Annotated in this window: 15 protein-coding genes; 9 read left to right on the forward strand and 6 right to left on the reverse strand. The window is 69.4% G+C overall.

Annotated features, from left to right (window positions below):
* Window positions 1-147 precede the first annotated feature (147 nt).
* On the reverse strand, window positions 148-1,419 hold the full coding sequence (locus ACAM49_RS08645; protein WP_369634925.1) for a sensor histidine kinase: 1,272 nt from the start codon (window positions 1,417-1,419) through the stop codon (window positions 148-150).
* 100 nt (window positions 1,420-1,519) lie between these two features.
* Here ACAM49_RS08645 and ACAM49_RS08650 point away from each other — a divergent pair, with 100 nt between their 5' ends.
* Complete coding sequence (locus ACAM49_RS08650) at window positions 1,520-2,287, forward strand: TSUP family transporter (protein ID WP_369634926.1); 768 nt, start codon at window positions 1,520-1,522, stop codon at window positions 2,285-2,287.
* Between the two features lie 4 nt (window positions 2,288-2,291).
* Here ACAM49_RS08650 and ACAM49_RS08655 read toward each other — a convergent pair whose 3' ends face one another.
* Complete coding sequence (locus ACAM49_RS08655; RefSeq protein ID WP_369634927.1) at window positions 2,292-3,104, reverse strand: TetR/AcrR family transcriptional regulator; 813 nt, start codon at window positions 3,102-3,104, stop codon at window positions 2,292-2,294.
* A 179-nt stretch (window positions 3,105-3,283) separates the two neighbouring features.
* On the opposite strand from ACAM49_RS08655, the gene ACAM49_RS08660 reads away from it, so the two are divergent.
* The 4 genes from ACAM49_RS08660 (at window position 3,284) to ACAM49_RS08675 (ending at window position 8,061) form a co-directional block, all read left to right on the forward strand.
* A complete protein-coding gene (locus tag ACAM49_RS08660; protein ID WP_369634985.1) occupies window positions 3,284-4,819 on the forward strand; it encodes a TldD/PmbA family protein in 1,536 nt (511 codons plus the stop codon).
* A gap of 37 nt (window positions 4,820-4,856) precedes the next feature.
* Window positions 4,857-6,248 (forward strand): metallopeptidase TldD-related protein, encoded by a 1,392-nt coding sequence (locus ACAM49_RS08665; RefSeq protein WP_369634986.1) that lies wholly within the window; start codon window positions 4,857-4,859, stop codon window positions 6,246-6,248.
* 119 nt (window positions 6,249-6,367) lie between these two features.
* Window positions 6,368-6,964 (forward strand): dihydrofolate reductase family protein, encoded by a 597-nt coding sequence (locus ACAM49_RS08670; RefSeq protein WP_369634928.1) that lies wholly within the window; start codon window positions 6,368-6,370, stop codon window positions 6,962-6,964.
* A 98-nt stretch (window positions 6,965-7,062) separates the two neighbouring features.
* The gene (locus ACAM49_RS08675; RefSeq protein ID WP_369634929.1) at window positions 7,063-8,061 is read left to right on the forward strand and encodes a S1C family serine protease; all 999 of its coding nucleotides are present in this window, start codon (window positions 7,063-7,065) and stop codon (window positions 8,059-8,061) included.
* A 6-nt stretch (window positions 8,062-8,067) separates the two neighbouring features.
* Here the strand turns inward: ACAM49_RS08675 and ACAM49_RS08680 are convergent, their stop codons facing one another.
* Window positions 8,068-8,334: a helix-turn-helix transcriptional regulator gene (locus ACAM49_RS08680; protein WP_369634930.1), complete on the reverse strand. Its 267-nt coding sequence runs from the start codon at window positions 8,332-8,334 to the stop codon at window positions 8,068-8,070.
* A gap of 77 nt (window positions 8,335-8,411) precedes the next feature.
* Here ACAM49_RS08680 and map point away from each other — a divergent pair, with 77 nt between their 5' ends.
* The 3 genes from map (at window position 8,412) to ACAM49_RS08695 (ending at window position 10,884) form a co-directional block, all read left to right on the forward strand.
* Entirely contained in the window at window positions 8,412-9,179 is a 768-nt protein-coding gene (gene map / locus ACAM49_RS08685) for a type I methionyl aminopeptidase (RefSeq protein ID WP_369634931.1), read from the forward strand.
* A gap of 220 nt (window positions 9,180-9,399) precedes the next feature.
* Entirely contained in the window at window positions 9,400-10,101 is a 702-nt protein-coding gene (locus ACAM49_RS08690; protein WP_369634932.1) for a hypothetical protein, read from the forward strand.
* A gap of 120 nt (window positions 10,102-10,221) precedes the next feature.
* Window positions 10,222-10,884, forward strand: coding sequence for a TetR/AcrR family transcriptional regulator (locus tag ACAM49_RS08695; protein WP_369634933.1), 663 nt, complete (start codon window positions 10,222-10,224; stop codon window positions 10,882-10,884).
* Here the strand turns inward: ACAM49_RS08695 and ACAM49_RS08700 are convergent, their stop codons facing one another.
* Window positions 10,885-11,583 (reverse strand): glyoxalase, encoded by a 699-nt coding sequence (locus ACAM49_RS08700; protein ID WP_369634934.1) that lies wholly within the window; start codon window positions 11,581-11,583, stop codon window positions 10,885-10,887.
* A 115-nt stretch (window positions 11,584-11,698) separates the two neighbouring features.
* Between ACAM49_RS08700 and ACAM49_RS08705 the strand changes: the two genes are divergently transcribed.
* Entirely contained in the window at window positions 11,699-12,079 is a 381-nt protein-coding gene (locus ACAM49_RS08705) for a PPOX class F420-dependent oxidoreductase (protein WP_369634935.1), read from the forward strand.
* Between the two features lie 92 nt (window positions 12,080-12,171).
* On the opposite strand, the gene ACAM49_RS08710 is transcribed toward ACAM49_RS08705, so the two are convergent.
* Together ACAM49_RS08710 and cobN are read right to left on the reverse strand one after the other, a co-directional pair.
* Entirely contained in the window at window positions 12,172-12,711 is a 540-nt protein-coding gene (locus ACAM49_RS08710; RefSeq protein ID WP_369634936.1) for a hypothetical protein, read from the reverse strand.
* A 340-nt stretch (window positions 12,712-13,051) separates the two neighbouring features.
* Entirely contained in the window at window positions 13,052-16,687 is a 3,636-nt protein-coding gene (gene cobN, locus ACAM49_RS08715; protein ID WP_369634937.1) for a cobaltochelatase subunit CobN, read from the reverse strand.
* Window position 16,688 lies beyond the last annotated feature (1 nt).

The raw sequence follows: 16,688 nt of genomic DNA on the forward strand, positions 1-16,688 counted from the left end.
CCGCAACCCTGCGCGCATGAGCTCCTGGTCATCGACAACGAGAACGGTGATCGGCACCCCCACAACCTATCCGGACGTCCCGCCGGGTACCGCACGCGGGCCGGGGCCGATAGCAGAATGCTCTGGTCAGCGGCGGTGTGTGGACGTTCAGTCGGTCAGCTCGCGGTCCAGGGGGATGGTGGCGCGGACGGTCCAGCCGCCGTGGGGGTTTCGGCCCCCGGTGAGGGTGCCGCCGCGGACGGCTATGCGTTCGCGCATGCCGACCAGGCCCAGGCCGCTGCCGGGGATGCGGGGCGGTGCGGGCGGGGGCGCGGATGTGGTTGCGGCGCCGCTGTTTCCGCCGGCACCGACGACGCGGTGGCCGCCGGTGGTGTGGCCGCAGTGGCTGCCCGGTGTGGTCGGGGCGGGAGGTGCGCCGCCGGAGTCGGTGATGTCGAGCAGGACGTCGGTGTCGCGGCGGGTGACGGTGACGACGGCGCGGGGGTCGGGGCCCGCGTGGCGGAGGGTGTTGGTGAGGGATTCCTGGACGATGCGGTGGATGCCGAGGCTGACCTCGGGGGTGACGGTGTCGAGTTCGCCGGACAGTTCGAGGGAGATGTCCAGGCCCGCGCTGCGCATCATGTCGACCACCTTGGCGATGCCGGCGGTGCCGTGTTGTGGAAGTGCTTCGGGGGCATGCTCAGTGCGCAGTAGTTCGACGGTGCGGCGCAGTTCGCGCAGGGCGTCGCGGCCGGTGCCGGCGATGGTGGACAGCGCCTGTTCGGCGGTGTCGGGATCATGTCGCAGGGCGTAGCGCGCGCCGTCGGCCTGGACGATGATGACGCTGACCGCGTGCGCGACCACGTCGTGGAGTTCGCGGGCGATGCGGGTGCGTTCGGCGGCGACCGCGTCGTGGGCGCGGCGTTCGCGGTCGTAGTCGGCGACGGCCAGGCGCGCGGCGACCTCGGCGTCGTAGGCGTGGCGGGCGCCCACGAATTCGGCCAGGGTCCAGCACAGCGCGTAGAAGAGCGCGGTGAACGCGATATCGGTGCCGCTGGGTTTCCCGATCGCGGCGGCCGAGATGAGGCTGTCGAGGATGAGGATGCCCAGATAGATCAGCCCTTGGCGGCGGCCGACATAGGCGACCAGCGTGTAGAGCATGATGCCCAGCCCCAGCAGCGCCGGATGCACCGAGATGTCGCCGACCGCGCCGTGCACCATCGAGGCGGCGACCGACAGCAGCACCGCGCCGATCGCCGCGGCCCAGGTGTGGGTGCGGCGGAACACGATCGGCACCACCAGCAGCACGCTGAACACGAGATAGGTCGCCTTGGAGCTGCTGTTGCCCACCGACAGCACGTCGATGCCCAGCAACAGCAGGGCCAGGATCGTATCGGTGATGAGGGGCTTGCCACGCAGCCACAAACTGAACCGGCGCACTCGACCACCCTACGGTCCGATCCCTCGATCCCCGTCGTGCGCGACTCGCGGTGCGATCTCCGGTTTGATCTTGTGCAGTCGGCTCTGGTTGGGTCTGTCTGTGAGCCTTGCGGACTGGGCGGTCTTGCTGACCGCGGCGACGGCGGCCGGATGGGTCGATGCGGTGGTCGGCGGCGGCGGGCTGATCGTATTGCCCACCCTGTTCGTGGTGCTGCCCGGTCTGGCCCCGCAGACGGCCTTGGGCACCAACAAGATCGCCGCGTTCTCCGGCACCAGCGCGGCGGTCATCACCTTCGCCCGCAAGGTGCCGATGCGCTGGAAGGTGCTGATCCCCGGCGCGGTGATCGCCGCGATCGCCGCCGCGTGCGGCTCGGCGGCGGTCGCGTTGATCGACAAGAAGTTCTTCGTCCCGATCGTCATGGTGGTGCTCGTCGGCGTGGCGATCTTCGTGACCCTGCGCCCCTCGGTCGGCGTCACCATGGCCACCCATCCCCCGACCCGCCGCAAGACGATCCTGGTCGTGGCCCTGGCCGCGGGCCTGATCGGCCTCTACGACGGCATCCTAGGCCCGGGCACGGGCACCTTCCTGATCATCACCTTCGCCACCCTGCTCGGCACCGAGTTCGTCCGCGCCGCGGCCATGGCCAAGGTCATCAACTGCGGCTCCAACCTGGGCTCGCTGATCTACCTGGCGAGCACCGGCCACGTGCTGTGGGCGCTGGGCCTGTCCATGGCGGTGGCGAATGTGGCCGGGTCCGTGGTCGGTTCACGCATGGCGCTGGCGAAGGGCGCGGGCTTCGTCCGCGCCGTGCTGCTGGTCGTCGTCATCGCCATGGTCATCCGCCTGGGCTGGCAGCAGTTCGGCTAGCAAGTCAGACGCGAGCGTCCTCGGGCTGGCGGTGGATGACGGGCAGGGCGCGTTCGAAGGGCGAGCGCGGCGCGGACTCCGAGGTCAGCCGATGCACCGTCCCGATCGGGCGGAAGGCTTCCGGCTCCGGGCGTAGCGGGACATCGGAGAGCAATTGCGTTTGCTCGCCGGGCAGTTCACGCGGCTCCGGCGCGGGCTGGGACAGCCACGGCGCCAGCACCTTCGAGGTGGTCTCCTGAATCTTGCGTTGCAGCGCTTCGCCGTCCTCGGCGAGCCCGGGCCGCTGGAACAGCACGGTCAGCGCCCCTGACACGGCCCCGACGACCGCGCCCACCAGCGCGGCCGCGCCGACATCGTCGAGTTCCTCGGGGAAGGCGGCACGCAGCTGGCGCGCGATCTCCTGCTGCGAGGCCAGCTGCGCGTAGGCGGCGCGGCCGCTCACCGCGGGCACGGTGCGCGAAACCTGCGCGCGCAGTACGGCGATCCGCGCGGCGAGGGTGTCGCCGAGGTGGTCGCCGGGATTGTCACCGGCGGCGCGCAACGCGCGCAGCAGCACCTCGACGGGGCGTTCCCCGGGCCGGCGGGTGGCGATGGCGCGCACGGCGGCCTGCACTCTTTCGTCCGGCTCGGGGAACAGTAGTTCCTCCTTGCTGGCGAAGTAGTTGAAGAACGTTCTCGTGCCGACTTCGGCGGCGGCCGCGATATCGGCGACGGTGGTCGCCTCGTATCCTCGGCTCTCGAACTGTTCGACGGCGGCTTCGAGCAGGGCTCGGCGGGTGCGTTCCCGTTTGCGATCGCGGAGTGCGGATGGCGGCACGCGGGCAGACAGTACGGCATCCGGTCAGCAAAACGTCGCATGTCCAGCCGTTGTGCGTGCCGTTTCACCGTGTGCGCGTTGGCACTTCGCGCATTGTTGCAGCGTATGCAGGTTTGCGCGGTCTGATATTTCTTGCGGGGTGAGTCGATTCTTGTCGCTGCGGCGTGTCGCCCTCTAGCGTGGTGCGGGTGAGCATCGCTACCGCTGTCGTGGACGACCAGTTCCGCGCGCTGCCGCTGTCCGCGCTCGCCGACGCCGCGTTGAGCGCGGCCCGCGCGGCCGGGGCGGAGTACGCCGACCTGCGTGTGCATCGACTTGTGCAGCAGTCCATCAGGTTGCGCGACGGGCGTGTCGAATCGGTGTCGGACAGTATCGATCTCGGGTTCGCGGTGCGCGTGATCGTCGACGGCACCTGGGGTTTCGCCTCGCACGCCGACCTGACCACCGACACCGCCGCCGAGGTGGCGCGCCGCGCGGTCACGGTCGCCACCACGTTGCGCGCGCTGAACCGCGAGCGCGTCGAATTGGCCTCCGAGCCGCGCTATGACGGCGTCGAATACGTCTCGCCCTACGAGGTCGATCCGTTCTCGGTGCCGACACCGGAGAAAGTGGCGCTGCTGCTGGACTATTCGGACCGGTTGCAGGCCGCCGACGGCGTCGATCATGTGACGGCGTCGGTGCTGCAGGTCAAGGAACAGACCTTCTACGCCGACACCTTCGGCTCCCGCATCACCCAGCAGCGCGTCCGCCTGCACCCGCAGCTCGAGGCGATCACCGTCGACCCGTCGGCGGGCGTGTTCGAGACCATGCGCACCCTCGCCGCCCCGGCCGGGCGCGGCTGGGAGTACGTGACCGGCGCGGACGGAACCTGGGACTGGGCGGGCGAACTCGCGCAGATGCCGCAGTGGCTGGCCGAGAAGGTGAAGGCACCCACCGTGGCGGCCGGGCCCACCGATCTGGTCATCGACCCGACCAACCTGTGGCTGACCATCCACGAATCCATCGGCCACGCCACCGAATACGACCGCGCCATCGGCTACGAATCCGCCTACGCGGGAACCTCGTTCGCGACCCCGGACAAGCTCGGCACCCTGAAGTACGGCACCCCGATCATGCATGTGACCGGCGACCGCACCCAGGAGCACGGCCTGGCCAGCGTCGGCTGGGACGACGAGGGCGTGGCCGGGCAGCAATGGGATCTGGTGCGCGACGGCATCCTCGTCGGCTATCAGCTGGATCGAGTCTTCGCGCCCCGCTTGGGACTCGAACGCTCCAACGGCTGCTCTTACGCCGACTCCGCGCACCACGTCCCGATCCAGCGCATGGCCAATGTGTCGCTGCAGCCGGATCCGGTGCGCGACACCAGCACCGCGGAGCTGATCTCCCGCGTCGAGAACGGCATCTACATCGTCGGCGACAAGTCGTGGTCGATCGATATGCAGCGCTACAACTTCCAGTTCACCGGGCAGCGTTTCTTCCGCATCCGCAACGGCGAATTGGCCGGGCAGTTGCGCGATGTCGCCTATCAGGCCACCACCACCGACTTCTGGGGATCGATGGAGGCCATCGGCGGGCCCTCGACCTGGGTGCTCGGCGGCGCGTTCAACTGCGGCAAGGCGCAACCCGGCCAGGTGGCGGCGGTCTCGCACGGCTGCCCGTCGGTGCTGGTGCGCGGCATCAATATTCTCAATACCCGCGCCGAGGCCGGACAGTAGGCAGCGTCATCTCCACGAAAGGACCGACACGGTGAGTGTGCTCCCCGCCCCCGAGGTCGTCGAACGCGCGCTGCGCGCCTCCCGCGCCGACGAGGCCGTGGTGATCGTCACCGACGCGCACGAGGCGTCGCTGCGCTGGGCCGGAAACTCCATGACCACCAACGGTTCCTCGGTCGCGCGGGACTGGGCGGTGGTCTCGGTGTTCCGCGACGGGCCCAACGCCGCGCGCGTCGGCAGCGTGAGTTCCACCAGCGTCGACCCCGCCGATATCGAGGCCGTGGTGCGCGCCAGCGAGGAGGCCGCGCGCACCGCCGAACCCGCGCGCGACGCCATGCCGCTGCTCGATCCCGACGCCGCCGACACCCCCGATCGCGGGCTGGACTGGTCCGGTGCGCCGGGCACCACCGATATCGGTGTCTTCACCACGCTGGCAAGCGATCTCGCCGCCGGCTTCGACGGCGCCGACCGCCTCTACGGTTTCGCCCACCACCAGATGCACTCCACCTGGCTGGGCACCTCCACCGGGGTCCGGCGGCGCTGGGTCCAGCCGACCGGTTCGGTCGAGATCAACGGCAAGCGCGGCGAGGGCGCGGAGCTGGCCAGCGCCTGGGTCGGCACCGGCACCACCGATTTCACCGACGTCGACACCCCCGGCCTGCTCGCCGAACTCTCCCGCCGCCTGGACTGGGGCAAGCGCCGCGTGGATCTGCCCGCGGGCCGCTACGAAACCCTGCTGCCCCCTTCGGCGGTGGCCGATCTCATGATCTACATGGCCTGGTCCATGGAGGGCCGCGGCGCGCACGAGGGCCACACCGCATTCTCCCGCAAGGGCGGCACCCGAATCGGCGAGCGGCTCACCGACATTCCGCTCACCCTCTACTCCGACCCGAGCGCCGCGGGCCTGCAATACCGCCCGTTCGTGGCGACCCCGTCCTCCTCGGAATCGCTGTCGGTCTTCGACAACGGCCTCACCGCGCAGCGCACCGACTGGATCGGCTCCGGCGTCATCGAATCGCTGGTCTACCCCCGCGCCACCGCCGCCGAATTCGACGCTCCCGTCACGCTTCCCGGCGAGAACCTGCTCATGACCGGCGGCTCCGACGCCACCCTCGCGGACATGATCGCCCGCACCGAACGCGGCCTGCTGCTGACCTGCCTGTGGTACATCCGCGAGGTCGATCCCGCCACCCTGCTGCTGACCGGCCTCACCCGCGACGGCGTCTATCTCGTCGAGAACGGCGAAGTCACCGCCGCGGTCAACAACTTCCGCTTCAACGAGAGCCCCTTGGATCTGCTGCGCCGAGTCTCCGAAGCGGGCCGCACCGAGATCACGCTGCCGCGCGAGTGGAAGGACTGGTTCACCCGAACCGCCATGCCCCCCTTGCGAATCCCCGATTTCCACATGTCCTCGGTGAGCCAGGCCACCTGATCTCGGTTCCCGGGAAAAATTCTTCGCCGACAACGATGATTGCTCGATACCGACTCCGACTACCTCGCAGAGACGGCAATTCCACGCCGCTCTCGTTCCATCGCTGAAGGAGTAGAGCAATGAGCAAAGTAGTCACCGGCGCGAGCATGTCCCTCGACGGATTCATCGCCGGTCCCGGCGAAACCGGATTCGAGCACCTGTTCGCCTGGTACCAGAGCGGCGATGTCCCGATCGCCAGCACCCATCCCGAGATCCCGTTCAACCTGTCCGCCGACGACGCCGCCTACCTGAAGGCGTGGCTCGACAGCGTCGGCGTCTACATCGTCGGCAAGCGGCTGTTCACCCTGACCAACGGCTGGGGCGGCACCCATCCGGCCGACAAGCCGATCGTCGTGGTCACCCACACCGTGCCCGAGGAATGGATCGCCGAACACCCGGAGTCGCCGTTCACCTTCGTCACCGGCGGGGTGAAGGAGGCCGTCGAGGTCGCGCGCGGTATCGCGGGCGAGAAGATGATCGGGGTCAGCGGCGGCGACGTCGCCCGCCAGTGCCTGGACGAGGGTCTGCTCGACGAGGTGTGGGTCGATCTGGTGCCGGTGCTGCTGGGCGGCGGCGTCCCGCTGTTCGGCGCGCTCGCCAACGCACCGGTGCTGCTCGAGGATCCGGAGGTCACCCCCGGCTCGCGCGTCACCCACCTGAAGTACACCATCCGCTGAATCGGGTTGCGCCCTCGGCGAACCGGTTGTCGCGGCGGTCGTACCGCGCGCATCCTGGTTGCAGAGCAACGTAATCATGTAATCGGATGGTGGTCGTCATGGACGACGAAGCTGCCCTCTGGCCGATGGACGAGAACGCCGATGCCGCCGAGCCGGTCGCTCAGCCCGGCTTCGGCGTCCCCGACGCCGCGGCCCTGGACTCCTACTCGCGCACCGTGATCGCGGTCGCCAAATCGGTGACCCCGCACGTGGCCAGCGTGCAGACCCGCCGCGGCGGCGGCTCGGCGGTGGTGTTCACCGGCGACGGCTTCCTGCTCACCAACGCCCACGTGGTGGGTGAGTCCAGCGGCGGGACCGTGGTGTTCGCCGACGGGCTGGAAGCGAAATTCGATGTGGTGGGCGTGGATCCGCTCTCGGATCTGGCGGTGCTGCGGGCCCGCGGCGGCGCACCGGCCGCGGCGGTCCTCGGCGATGCCGACCGCCTGGTAGTCGGCCAACTGGTGGTCGCGGTCGGCAGCCCGCTGGGGCTGGCCGGATCGGTGACCGCGGGGGTGGTGAGCGCGCTGGGCCGGTCGGTGCCGGTCGGCAATCGGCGCACGGCCCGCGTCATCGAGGACGTCATCCAGACCGACGCCGCCCTCAACCCCGGCAATTCCGGTGGCGCACTGGCGGATTCGGCCGGACGCGTGGTGGGCATCAATACCGCGGTCGCCGGAATCGGCCTGGGCCTGGCGATTCCGATCAATGCCACCACCCGCCGCATCGTCAGCACCCTGCTCACCGAGGGCCGGGTGCGCCGGGCCTATCTCGGCGTGGTCGGGGTGCCCGCGCCGCTGCCCACCGCGGTGGCCGCGCGCACCGGCCAGGACGCCGGACTGCGCATCGTCGAGGTGGTGCGCGGCGGCCCGGCCGAACGCGCGGGACTGCGGCGCGGGGATCTGGTGCTGAGCGTGGCGCGCGCGGAAATCCGTGACGCGCAGGGCATTCAGCGGCAGTTGTTCGCCGATGCCATCGGCCGGTCGCTGCCGGTGACGGTGCTGCGCAACGGCGCGATGGTGGATGTCATCGCGGTACCGGTCGAGCTGACCGTCGACTGATCGCGGTCAGGACGCCGAGCGGTGTTCGCGGCTCGGCTGCCAGACATCGGCCAGGTCGTCGAGCGCAATCCCGAGCGCACGCGAGAGGGCCACGACGGTCCCGAACGCCGGGGTCGGCAGCCGCCCCGACTCGATCTTGCGCAGGGTCTCCGGTGAGATGCCCGCGCTCTCGGCCACTTCCAGCAGATCCCGGTTCGCGCGCGCGGCCCGCAGCGCGGACCCCAGGCGGCGGCCGGCCTCGAGCTGGGCGGGAGTGAGCGGCAGTCGGACCATGCCCGTCACCCTACGGTTGGTATTTAAATACCGCAACCGGCTACGGTGGTATTAAAATACCGTTCGAGGAGGTTGTCATGGTGGAGCTCAAGAGCCCGGCCGAGATCGAGAGCATGCGGGTCACCGGCGGATTCGTGGCCGAGGTGCTGAGCGAACTACGGGAGAAGGCCCAGATCGGTGTGAATCTCCTCGACCTGGAAGCCGTGGTCCGCGAACGCATTCGCCGGCGCGGCGCGGTCTCCTGCTATTGGGACTACTCGCCCTCCTTCGGCCGCGGCCCCTTCCGCAACACCATCTGCCTGTCGGTCAACGACGCCGTGCTGCACGGACTCCCGTTCGACTACACCCTGCGCGACGGAGACGTCCTGAGCATGGATCTCGCCGTGAGCATCGACGGCTGGGTCGCCGATTCGGCCGTCACCACCATCATCGGCACCCCCGACCCCGAGGACGCGCGCCTGGTCCGCGCCACCGAAGAGGCCCTCGACGCGGCCATCGCGGTCGCCCAGGCGGGCAACACCATCGGCGACCTCTCCGCCGCCATCGCCGCGGTGGCGCGCGCGGGCGGCTACCCGATCAACACCGAATTCGGCGGCCACGGCCTGGGCCGCACCATGCACGAGGACCCGCACGTCCCCAACAGCGGCCGCGTGGGCCGCGGCTTCCGCCTGCGCCCGGGCCTCACCATCGCCGTCGAGCCGTGGTTCGCGCGCACCACCGACCGCATCATCACCGATCCCGACGGCTGGACCCTGCGCTCGGCCGACGGCTCCCGCACCGCCCACTCCGAACACACCATCGCCATCACCGAATCCGGCCCGCAAGTCCTCACCCGCGCGGCCTGAGCTCGAAAAAACCCTCCAATTCTCCGTGCCGCGAACCCTTCATGTCGACTCGCTCTTCGATGTGGGCTTGACCACATCACTGTGAGCCAGCTAACGTTCCGCCGAACTAAGCGCCCGCTTAGCTTACATGTGACCGGAACCACGTCGGCCCACGACGTCGTTTCCGGCTCGTTCGGTGCACATCTGGCCCGCCAGGTGCAAGCTCGTGAAGGACCCGCAGATGAGGAAAATCGCCGCCACCTCCGCCCTGTTGATCGGCTCCGCCGTCATCGGTTGCGGAACGGCCAATGCCGCCCCGGCCCCGGCCGATCAGGCCCCGGTGAACTACGTGGCCAACACCGCCGAGGACGGCACCATGACCATCCGCACCGATATCGGCTCGTTGGGCGTCGACAACGGTGTCTTCACCATCAAGGGCGCGGACGGCACCGTGGTCGCGGGCACCGAACTGTCCTTCCGCGTGGACGATTTCGTCTTCCCGATCGCCGCCCGGGTCGACAACCACGTCGCCACCCTCACCCCGCAGTTCGACGAGGCGCACGCCGTCTATAAGCCCGTGTCGCTCCCCTATGAGGATCAGGCTCCGTGGAAGACCCAGTACGACCGTGAGCAAGCCGCCTGGAACCGGCTGGCCCAGACCATCACCATGGGCGCGACCGTCGGCACCCTGGTCGGCGGTCTCGGTGGCGCGGCGGTGGGCTGCGTCGTCGGTGCGGGCGTGGGCCTGGTGGCCACCGGTGTGCTGGCCACTCTGTTCGGGCTGGGCCCGCTGGGTGGTTGCGTGCTCGGCGCGGCCACCGTCGGCTTCCTGGGCACCATCGCCGGTCAGCTGTTCGTGACCGCCCCGGCCGTGATCGCCGCCGCCGTGCAGTACTTCACCACCATCAACGCCCCCTTCACCCCGCCCACGGCCGCCAAGTAGCCACCCGTCCCGGCGCGCCGGATTCCGCGCCTCCACACCATCCGGCGCGCCGCACCGGCCGGGCCGCCCTCGGGCCCGGCCGGTGGTGGGATGAAACATTCACTGGGAGATACTCATTCGATGGGTAACGACGACGTGGCGCCGAGCGCCGAGAACGGCGGGCGCGACACCGCCGCGGTAGCGCATCTCGAACTGTCCCAGCGCCGCTTCCCCGAAGGCCAGCGCCGCATCTTCCTGGCCGCCATCGACGCCTTCTCCGAACGCGGCTTCCACGCCACCACCACCCGCGATATCGCGGCCCGCGCCGGGCTCAGCCCCGCGGGCCTGTATGTGCACTTCGGCTCCAAAGAGGAAGTGCTCTACCGCATTTCGCTGTCCTCGATGCGCCTGACCCAGCAGGTCGCCACGGCCGCGGCCGCCGGGCCGGGCAGTCCCGCCGACCATCTCACCGCGGTGGTGCGCGACCTGACGGTGTGGCATGCCGAGCACGCGGCGTCGGTGAAGGTGGTGCTGCACCACCTCACCGACCTGACCGACGAGCATCGGGCCGAGGTCATCGACATCCAGATCGCCATCCACCGACTGGTCCGGGATCTGGTCGCCCAGGGTGTGGCCGACAAGGTCTTCGACGTCGACGACACCCACGCCACCACGCTGGCTCTCATGTCACTGTGCGTGGACACCGCCCGCTGGTACTCCCCCGACTATCGCCGCACACCCAACCAGATCGGCGCGGACTACGCCGCCCTGGCGCTGCGCATGGTCGGCGCGCAGCCGGTCTGATCACTGACCGGCGTCGGTGATCGCACGCAGGTCCTCCGCCAGCGCGGCCCGGTCGGCCGCCGAGAGGCCCAGCGCCTCGATCCGCGCCCGCAGTTCGGCAACCCGGTCGGAATCGCCTGCCACAGCGGCGATTTCGCCCAGCATGGCCAGGGCTCGCGCCTGGTCGAGCAGCGGGGCCGTCGCGGCGAAGCGACGCAGACCGGTCTCGAGGACGCGGGTCGCGGTGGCGTCATCGAGCTTCGAATCGCGGTAGATGCGGGCGTTGTCGAGCACCCGCGCCAGCCCCTCGAGCTGCTTGGAACCGCCGTATTCGGGGTCGGGCTCATCGGGCTGGACATAGATGACGCTGTTGCCGACCGGGTCCACGACCGTGAAACGGGTCTGACCGGGCCGGAACCGCGTGATGCGCGGCGCGCCTTTCACCGGCACCTTGCCGTAGCGGGCCCGCAGGGCGGCCTTGAACTCGGCATGCCACTCCTCCACCTCCGATACTAAGACCAGACAGCCGATATGGGCCTCCTCGCCGCTCATGCCCTTCGGGGTCGGACCGAAATGCAGCTGGTAGCCGTGGCGCTCGACCACACCGTAGATGTAGGGACGGGTCATCTCGTAGGTGACCTCGTAGCCCAGCGTGCGGTAGAAGTCGAGGGTCTCGGGCAGATCCCCACCCCAGAGCACCGGAACCGAAATAGCCGCCATCGTGCGCCTCCTTGCCGATCGGGTTCGAAACCCAAGGTACGGAGACCGGGCGGGTACGCGCCTATGGCTCGGCGCGTGATCGGCGTCACGGCCGTTCAGCGGATAGGCTGCGGGCGTGGACAATACGTTCGAGCCATTGGGCAAGGCGAACTATGTGCAGCTGACCACCTTCAAGAAGGACGGCACCCCGGTGGGTACGCCGGTGTGGGCCGTGCTCGACGAGGGCCGTCTGTATGTCTGGACGGTCACCGACAGCTGGAAGGTCAAGCGCATCCGGCGCAATCCCGAGGTCACGGTGCAGCCGTGCGATTTCCGGGGCAAGACCCACGGCGAGCTGTACAAGGGGTCGGCGCTGATCCTCGACGCGCCCGGCTCGGAGCGGGTGCGCGATCTGATCAAGCGCCGCTACGGGATCATGGGCTGGCTGACCATCACCCTGAGCAAGCTGCGCCGCGGCGACGCGGGCACCATCGGCATCGAAATCGCTCCGGCATAACGGTTTTCGCGCACGCCGCCACGATTTCACGCAGCGCGGAGCCGCCGAACCGACGGGGACCGGTCCGGCGGCGGCAGTGTGCTCCTTCCCGGTTAAGGCTGATCTCCGGCGATGACCGCGCCCAGGATGCCTCCGACGAAGCAGCCGACGATGGCGCCGACCACGAAGAAGAAGAACCCGATCACCGCGCCGACCACGCAGCCGATGAGCGCGCCCGCCACGATCGATCCGGCATTGGCGACATTCTGCAGCGCCACCACCTCGGCGGTCGGGGTGGCCAGATCGGCGGGATTACTGGGCCGCACGGTCAATTCGGTGCCGCCCGCGCTCAGGTCGGGGACGACGGTCAGGACGCGGTCGGCGGCCTGGTAGACCAGCGGCAGCGAGCCGATGATCTCGCCCGAGGGCGCGATCACGTTCACCGCGGCGCCGGCGAGCTCGAAGTGGCCCGCGGCGAGGGTGGTGGTGACGGCGCTGCGGTCCGGAGCCAGGGCGATGGAGTAGTTCACGCCCTGATCGCTGCCGGTGATGCCGGGCGCGGCGAGGACGGGTTCACCGTGTGCGGTCACCGTGGCGACACACAGGGCGGCGACGGAAAGTAAAGCGGTAGCGGCGATTTTGGCAATTCTCATGATGGTTCCCTGCAATCGAAGAGCCGATTCACCGCAGGGCCGAGCGGGCGAATCCCTGGGGAAACGCCGGAACACTGCAACTCGAATTCGCGGACGCGATAGCGCGGCGAATCGGGGAATTCCACATCGAATTATCGAACCCGCCAACGCCATTGGAACATCGGCGGGCGACCCGACGCCTCCCCGAGTACGAAGCCGGGTCGATTCTTATGATCCTCTTAAGGACATACACAGGGAAGACCGAGGTGCCGGGGTTGTCCGCCTTTGTCCTACCTTTTCTCGATAGCCCTGCGCGTCACCCCGACACGCCGTCACCGGCCATCCGACCGGTCGAATTCGCTTACTCCAGTTCGCCTTCGGTCTCCAGATAGATCTGCCGCAGCCGATCGAGGGTCTCGCTCTCGGGCTGCTCCCAGAGTTTCCGCTCCGCCGCCTCCAGCAAACGCTCCGCAATACCGTGCAGGGCCCAGGGATTCGACTGTTCCATGAACTTCCGGTTGGTCTCGTCGAATACATAGGATTCGGCGAGCTTTTCGTACATCCAGTCGGCGACCACATTCGTGGTTGCGTCGTAGCCGAACAGGTAGTCGACGGTGGCGGCCATCTCGAACGCGCCCTTGTAGCCGTGCCGGCGCATGGCCTCGAGCCAGCGCGGGTTCACCACGCGGGCCCGGAACACCCGGGTGGTCTCCTCGGACAGGGTGCGGGTGCGCACGGCGTCCGGGCGGGTGCTGTCGCCGATGTAGGCCTCCGGGTTCTTCCCGGTGAGCGCGCGCACCGCGGCGACCATGCCGCCGTGGTACTGGAAGTAGTCGTCGGAGTCGGCGATATCGTGCTCGCGGGTGTCGGTGTTCTTGGCCGCCACCGCGATTCGCCGGTACGCGGTGCGCATGTCGTCGGCGGCGGGGGCGCCGTCGAGATCGCGGCCGTAGGCGAAACCACCCCAGGCCGTGTACACCTGCGCGAGGTCATCGTCGGTGCGCCAGCTCTTGGAGTCGATGAGCTGCAGCAGGCCCGCGCCGTAGGTGCCCGGCTTGGAGCCGAAAATCCGTGTGGTGGCGCGGCGTTCGTCGCCGTGCTCGGCCAGGTCGGCCTGGGCGTGGGCGCGCACGTAGTTGGATTCGGCGGGCTCGTCGAGCTCGGCGACCAGGCGCACCGCGTCGTCGAGCAGGGCGAGCACGTGCGGGAAGGCGTCGCGGAAGAAGCCGCTGATGCGCACGGTCACGTCGATGCGCGGGCGGCCCAGCTCCTCGAGGGAGATGGCCTCGAGCCGGGTGACGCGGCGGCTGGCCTCGTCCCACACCGGCCGCACGCCCAGCAGCGCGAAGACCTCGGCGATATCGTCGCCGGAGGTGCGCATGGCCGAGGTGCCCCACACCGACAGGCCCACCGAGCGCGGGTACTCGCCGTGATCGGCCAGGTACCGCTCGAGCAGCGAATCTGCCATGGCCTGACCGGTTTCCCACGCCAGCCGCGACGGCACCGCCTTGGGATCGACCGAGTAGAAGTTGCGGCCGGTCGGCAGCACGTTGATCAGGCCGCGCAGCGGGGAGCCGCTGGGCCCGGCCGGGATGAAGCCGCCGTTGAGGGCGTGCAGGATGCGCGCGATCTCGACGCCGGTCTGGCGCAGCCGCGGCACGACCTCGGTGGCGGCGAAGCCCAGCACCTTGCGAACCTCGGTCAAAGGTGTTGCGGTGTCGGCGATTCCGGCCGCCGCGGCCAACTCGCCGTTGAGCATCGTCTCGGTGATCGCGTCGATGGAGTCGACATCCCAGTCGACCTCCTGCATGGCCGCCACCAGCTCACGCGCGAGCCGTTCGAAGGCGTCGACCCGCTCGCGGGCCTCGTCCCCGGCTTCGCTGAGCCCCAAGGCTTCTCGCAGACCCGGCAAATTGACCTCGCCGCCCCACAGCTGCCGCGCGCGCAGCATGGCCAGCACGAGATCGACCTCGGCCTCGCCCGCGGGCGCCTGGCCGAGCACGTGCAGTCCGTCGCGGATCTGCACGTCCTTGATCTCGCACAGCCAGCCGTCGACATGCAGCAGCATGTCGTCGAAGACCTCTTCGTCGGGCCGTTCGGTCAGGCCCAGATCGTGGTCCATCTTGGCCGCGCGCATGAGCGTCCAGATCTGCTGGCGGATGGCGGGCAGCTTGGCCGGGTCGAGGGCGGAGATATTCGCGTGCTCGTCGAGCAACTGCTCCAGACGCGAGATGTCGCCGTAGGTTTCGGCGCGCGCCATGGGCGGGATGAGGTGGTCGACCAGGGTGGCGTGGGCGCGGCGCTTGGCCTGGGTGCCCTCGCCCGGGTCGTTGACCAGGAACGGGTAGATCAGTGGCAGATCGCCCAGCGCGGCATCGGTGCCACAGGAAGCCGACATGCCCAGCGTCTTGCCGGGCAGCCACTCCAGATTGCCGTGCTTGCCCAGGTGCACCACGGCGTCGGCGGCGAAGCCCTCCGGGGCGGCCAGCCACCGGTAGGCGGCCAGATAGTGGTGGCTCGGCGGCAGATCCGGGTCGTGGTAGATGGCGACCGGGTTCTCACCGAACCCGCGCGGGGGCTGCACGATCAGCACCACATTGCCGAAACGCAGTGCGGCGATGACGATTTCGCCCTTGGGGTCGGCGGAGCGGTCGACGTAGAGCTCACCGGGCGGCGGACCCCACGCCTCGATCACGGCCTCGCGCAGATCCTCGGGCAGCGTCTCGAACCACCGGGTGTAGAGGTCGGCGCCGATGCGAATCGGGTTGCCCTCCAGCTGTTCGGCGCTCAGCCAGTCCGGATCCTGTCCGCCCGCGGCGATGAGCGCGTGGATCAGCGCGTCGCCGTCGCCCTGCTCCAGGCCGGGGATCTCCCCCTCCGCGCCCAGATCGTAACCGGCCGAACGCATCTCGGTGAGCAGCTTGATCGCGCTCGCCGGAGTGTCCAGGCCGACCGCATTGCCGATGCGGGCGTGCTTGGTCGGGTAGGCCGACAGCACCAGCGCGATCTTCTTCTCGGCGGCCGGAATGTGGCGCAGCCGCGCGTACCGCACCGCGATGCCCGCCACCCGGGCGGCGCGCTCGGCGTCGGGCACATAGGTCGAGAGACCGTCGGCGTCGAATTCCTTGAACGAGAACGGGACCGTGATGATGCGCCCGTCGAATTCCGGCACCGCCACCTGCGTGGCCACATCCAGCGGGGACAGGCCGTCGTCATTGGCCTCCCACTGCTCTCGGCCGCTGGTCAGGCACAAGCCCTGCAGGATCGGCACATCCAGGTCGGCGAGCGCGCCGACGTCCCAGGCCTCGTCATCGCCGCCCGCCGACGCGGTGGCGGGCTTGGTGCCACCGGCCGCGAGCACGGTCACCACGAGCGCGTCGGCCTTGCGCAGTTCGGCAAGCAGTTCGGGTTCGGCGGTGCGCAGCGAGGCGCAGTACACCGGCAGCGCCCGCGCGCCCTTGTCCTCGATGGCCCCGCACAGCGCGTCGATGTAGCCGGTGTTCCCGGCCAGATGCTGGGCGCGGTAGTACGCGACCGCCACCGTCGGGGCGTCCGCCGCCACTGGACGCGAATCCCGTTCCAGTTCACCCCAGCTCGGCATCTCCACGGGCGGTTCGAAGCCGTGTCCGGTGAGCAGCACCGTGTCGGACAGGAAGTTGTGCAGCTGCAACAGGTTTCGCGGCCCGCCCGCGGCGAGGTAGTTGTGCGCGTCCGCGGCCACACCGCCCGGCACGGTCGAGCACTCCATGAGCTCGGCGTCGGGGGCGATCTCACCGCCGAGGGCGACCATCGGAATTCCGCTGGCGCGCACCGTCTCCAGCCCGGACTCCCAGGCGCGCTTGCCGCCCAGGATGCGCACGATCACCAGCTCGGCGCCGTCGAGCAGACCGGGCAGATCCTCCGGCAGCAGGCGCGCGGGATTGGCGAGCCGGTAGTCGGCGCCGCTGGCGCGCGCGCTCAGCAGATCGGTATCGGAGGTGGACAGCAGCAGGATCACA

It is taken from the genome of Nocardia sp. JMUB6875, from assembly GCF_041154655.1.
Taxonomy (GTDB): Bacteria; Actinomycetota; Actinomycetes; order Mycobacteriales; family Mycobacteriaceae; genus Nocardia.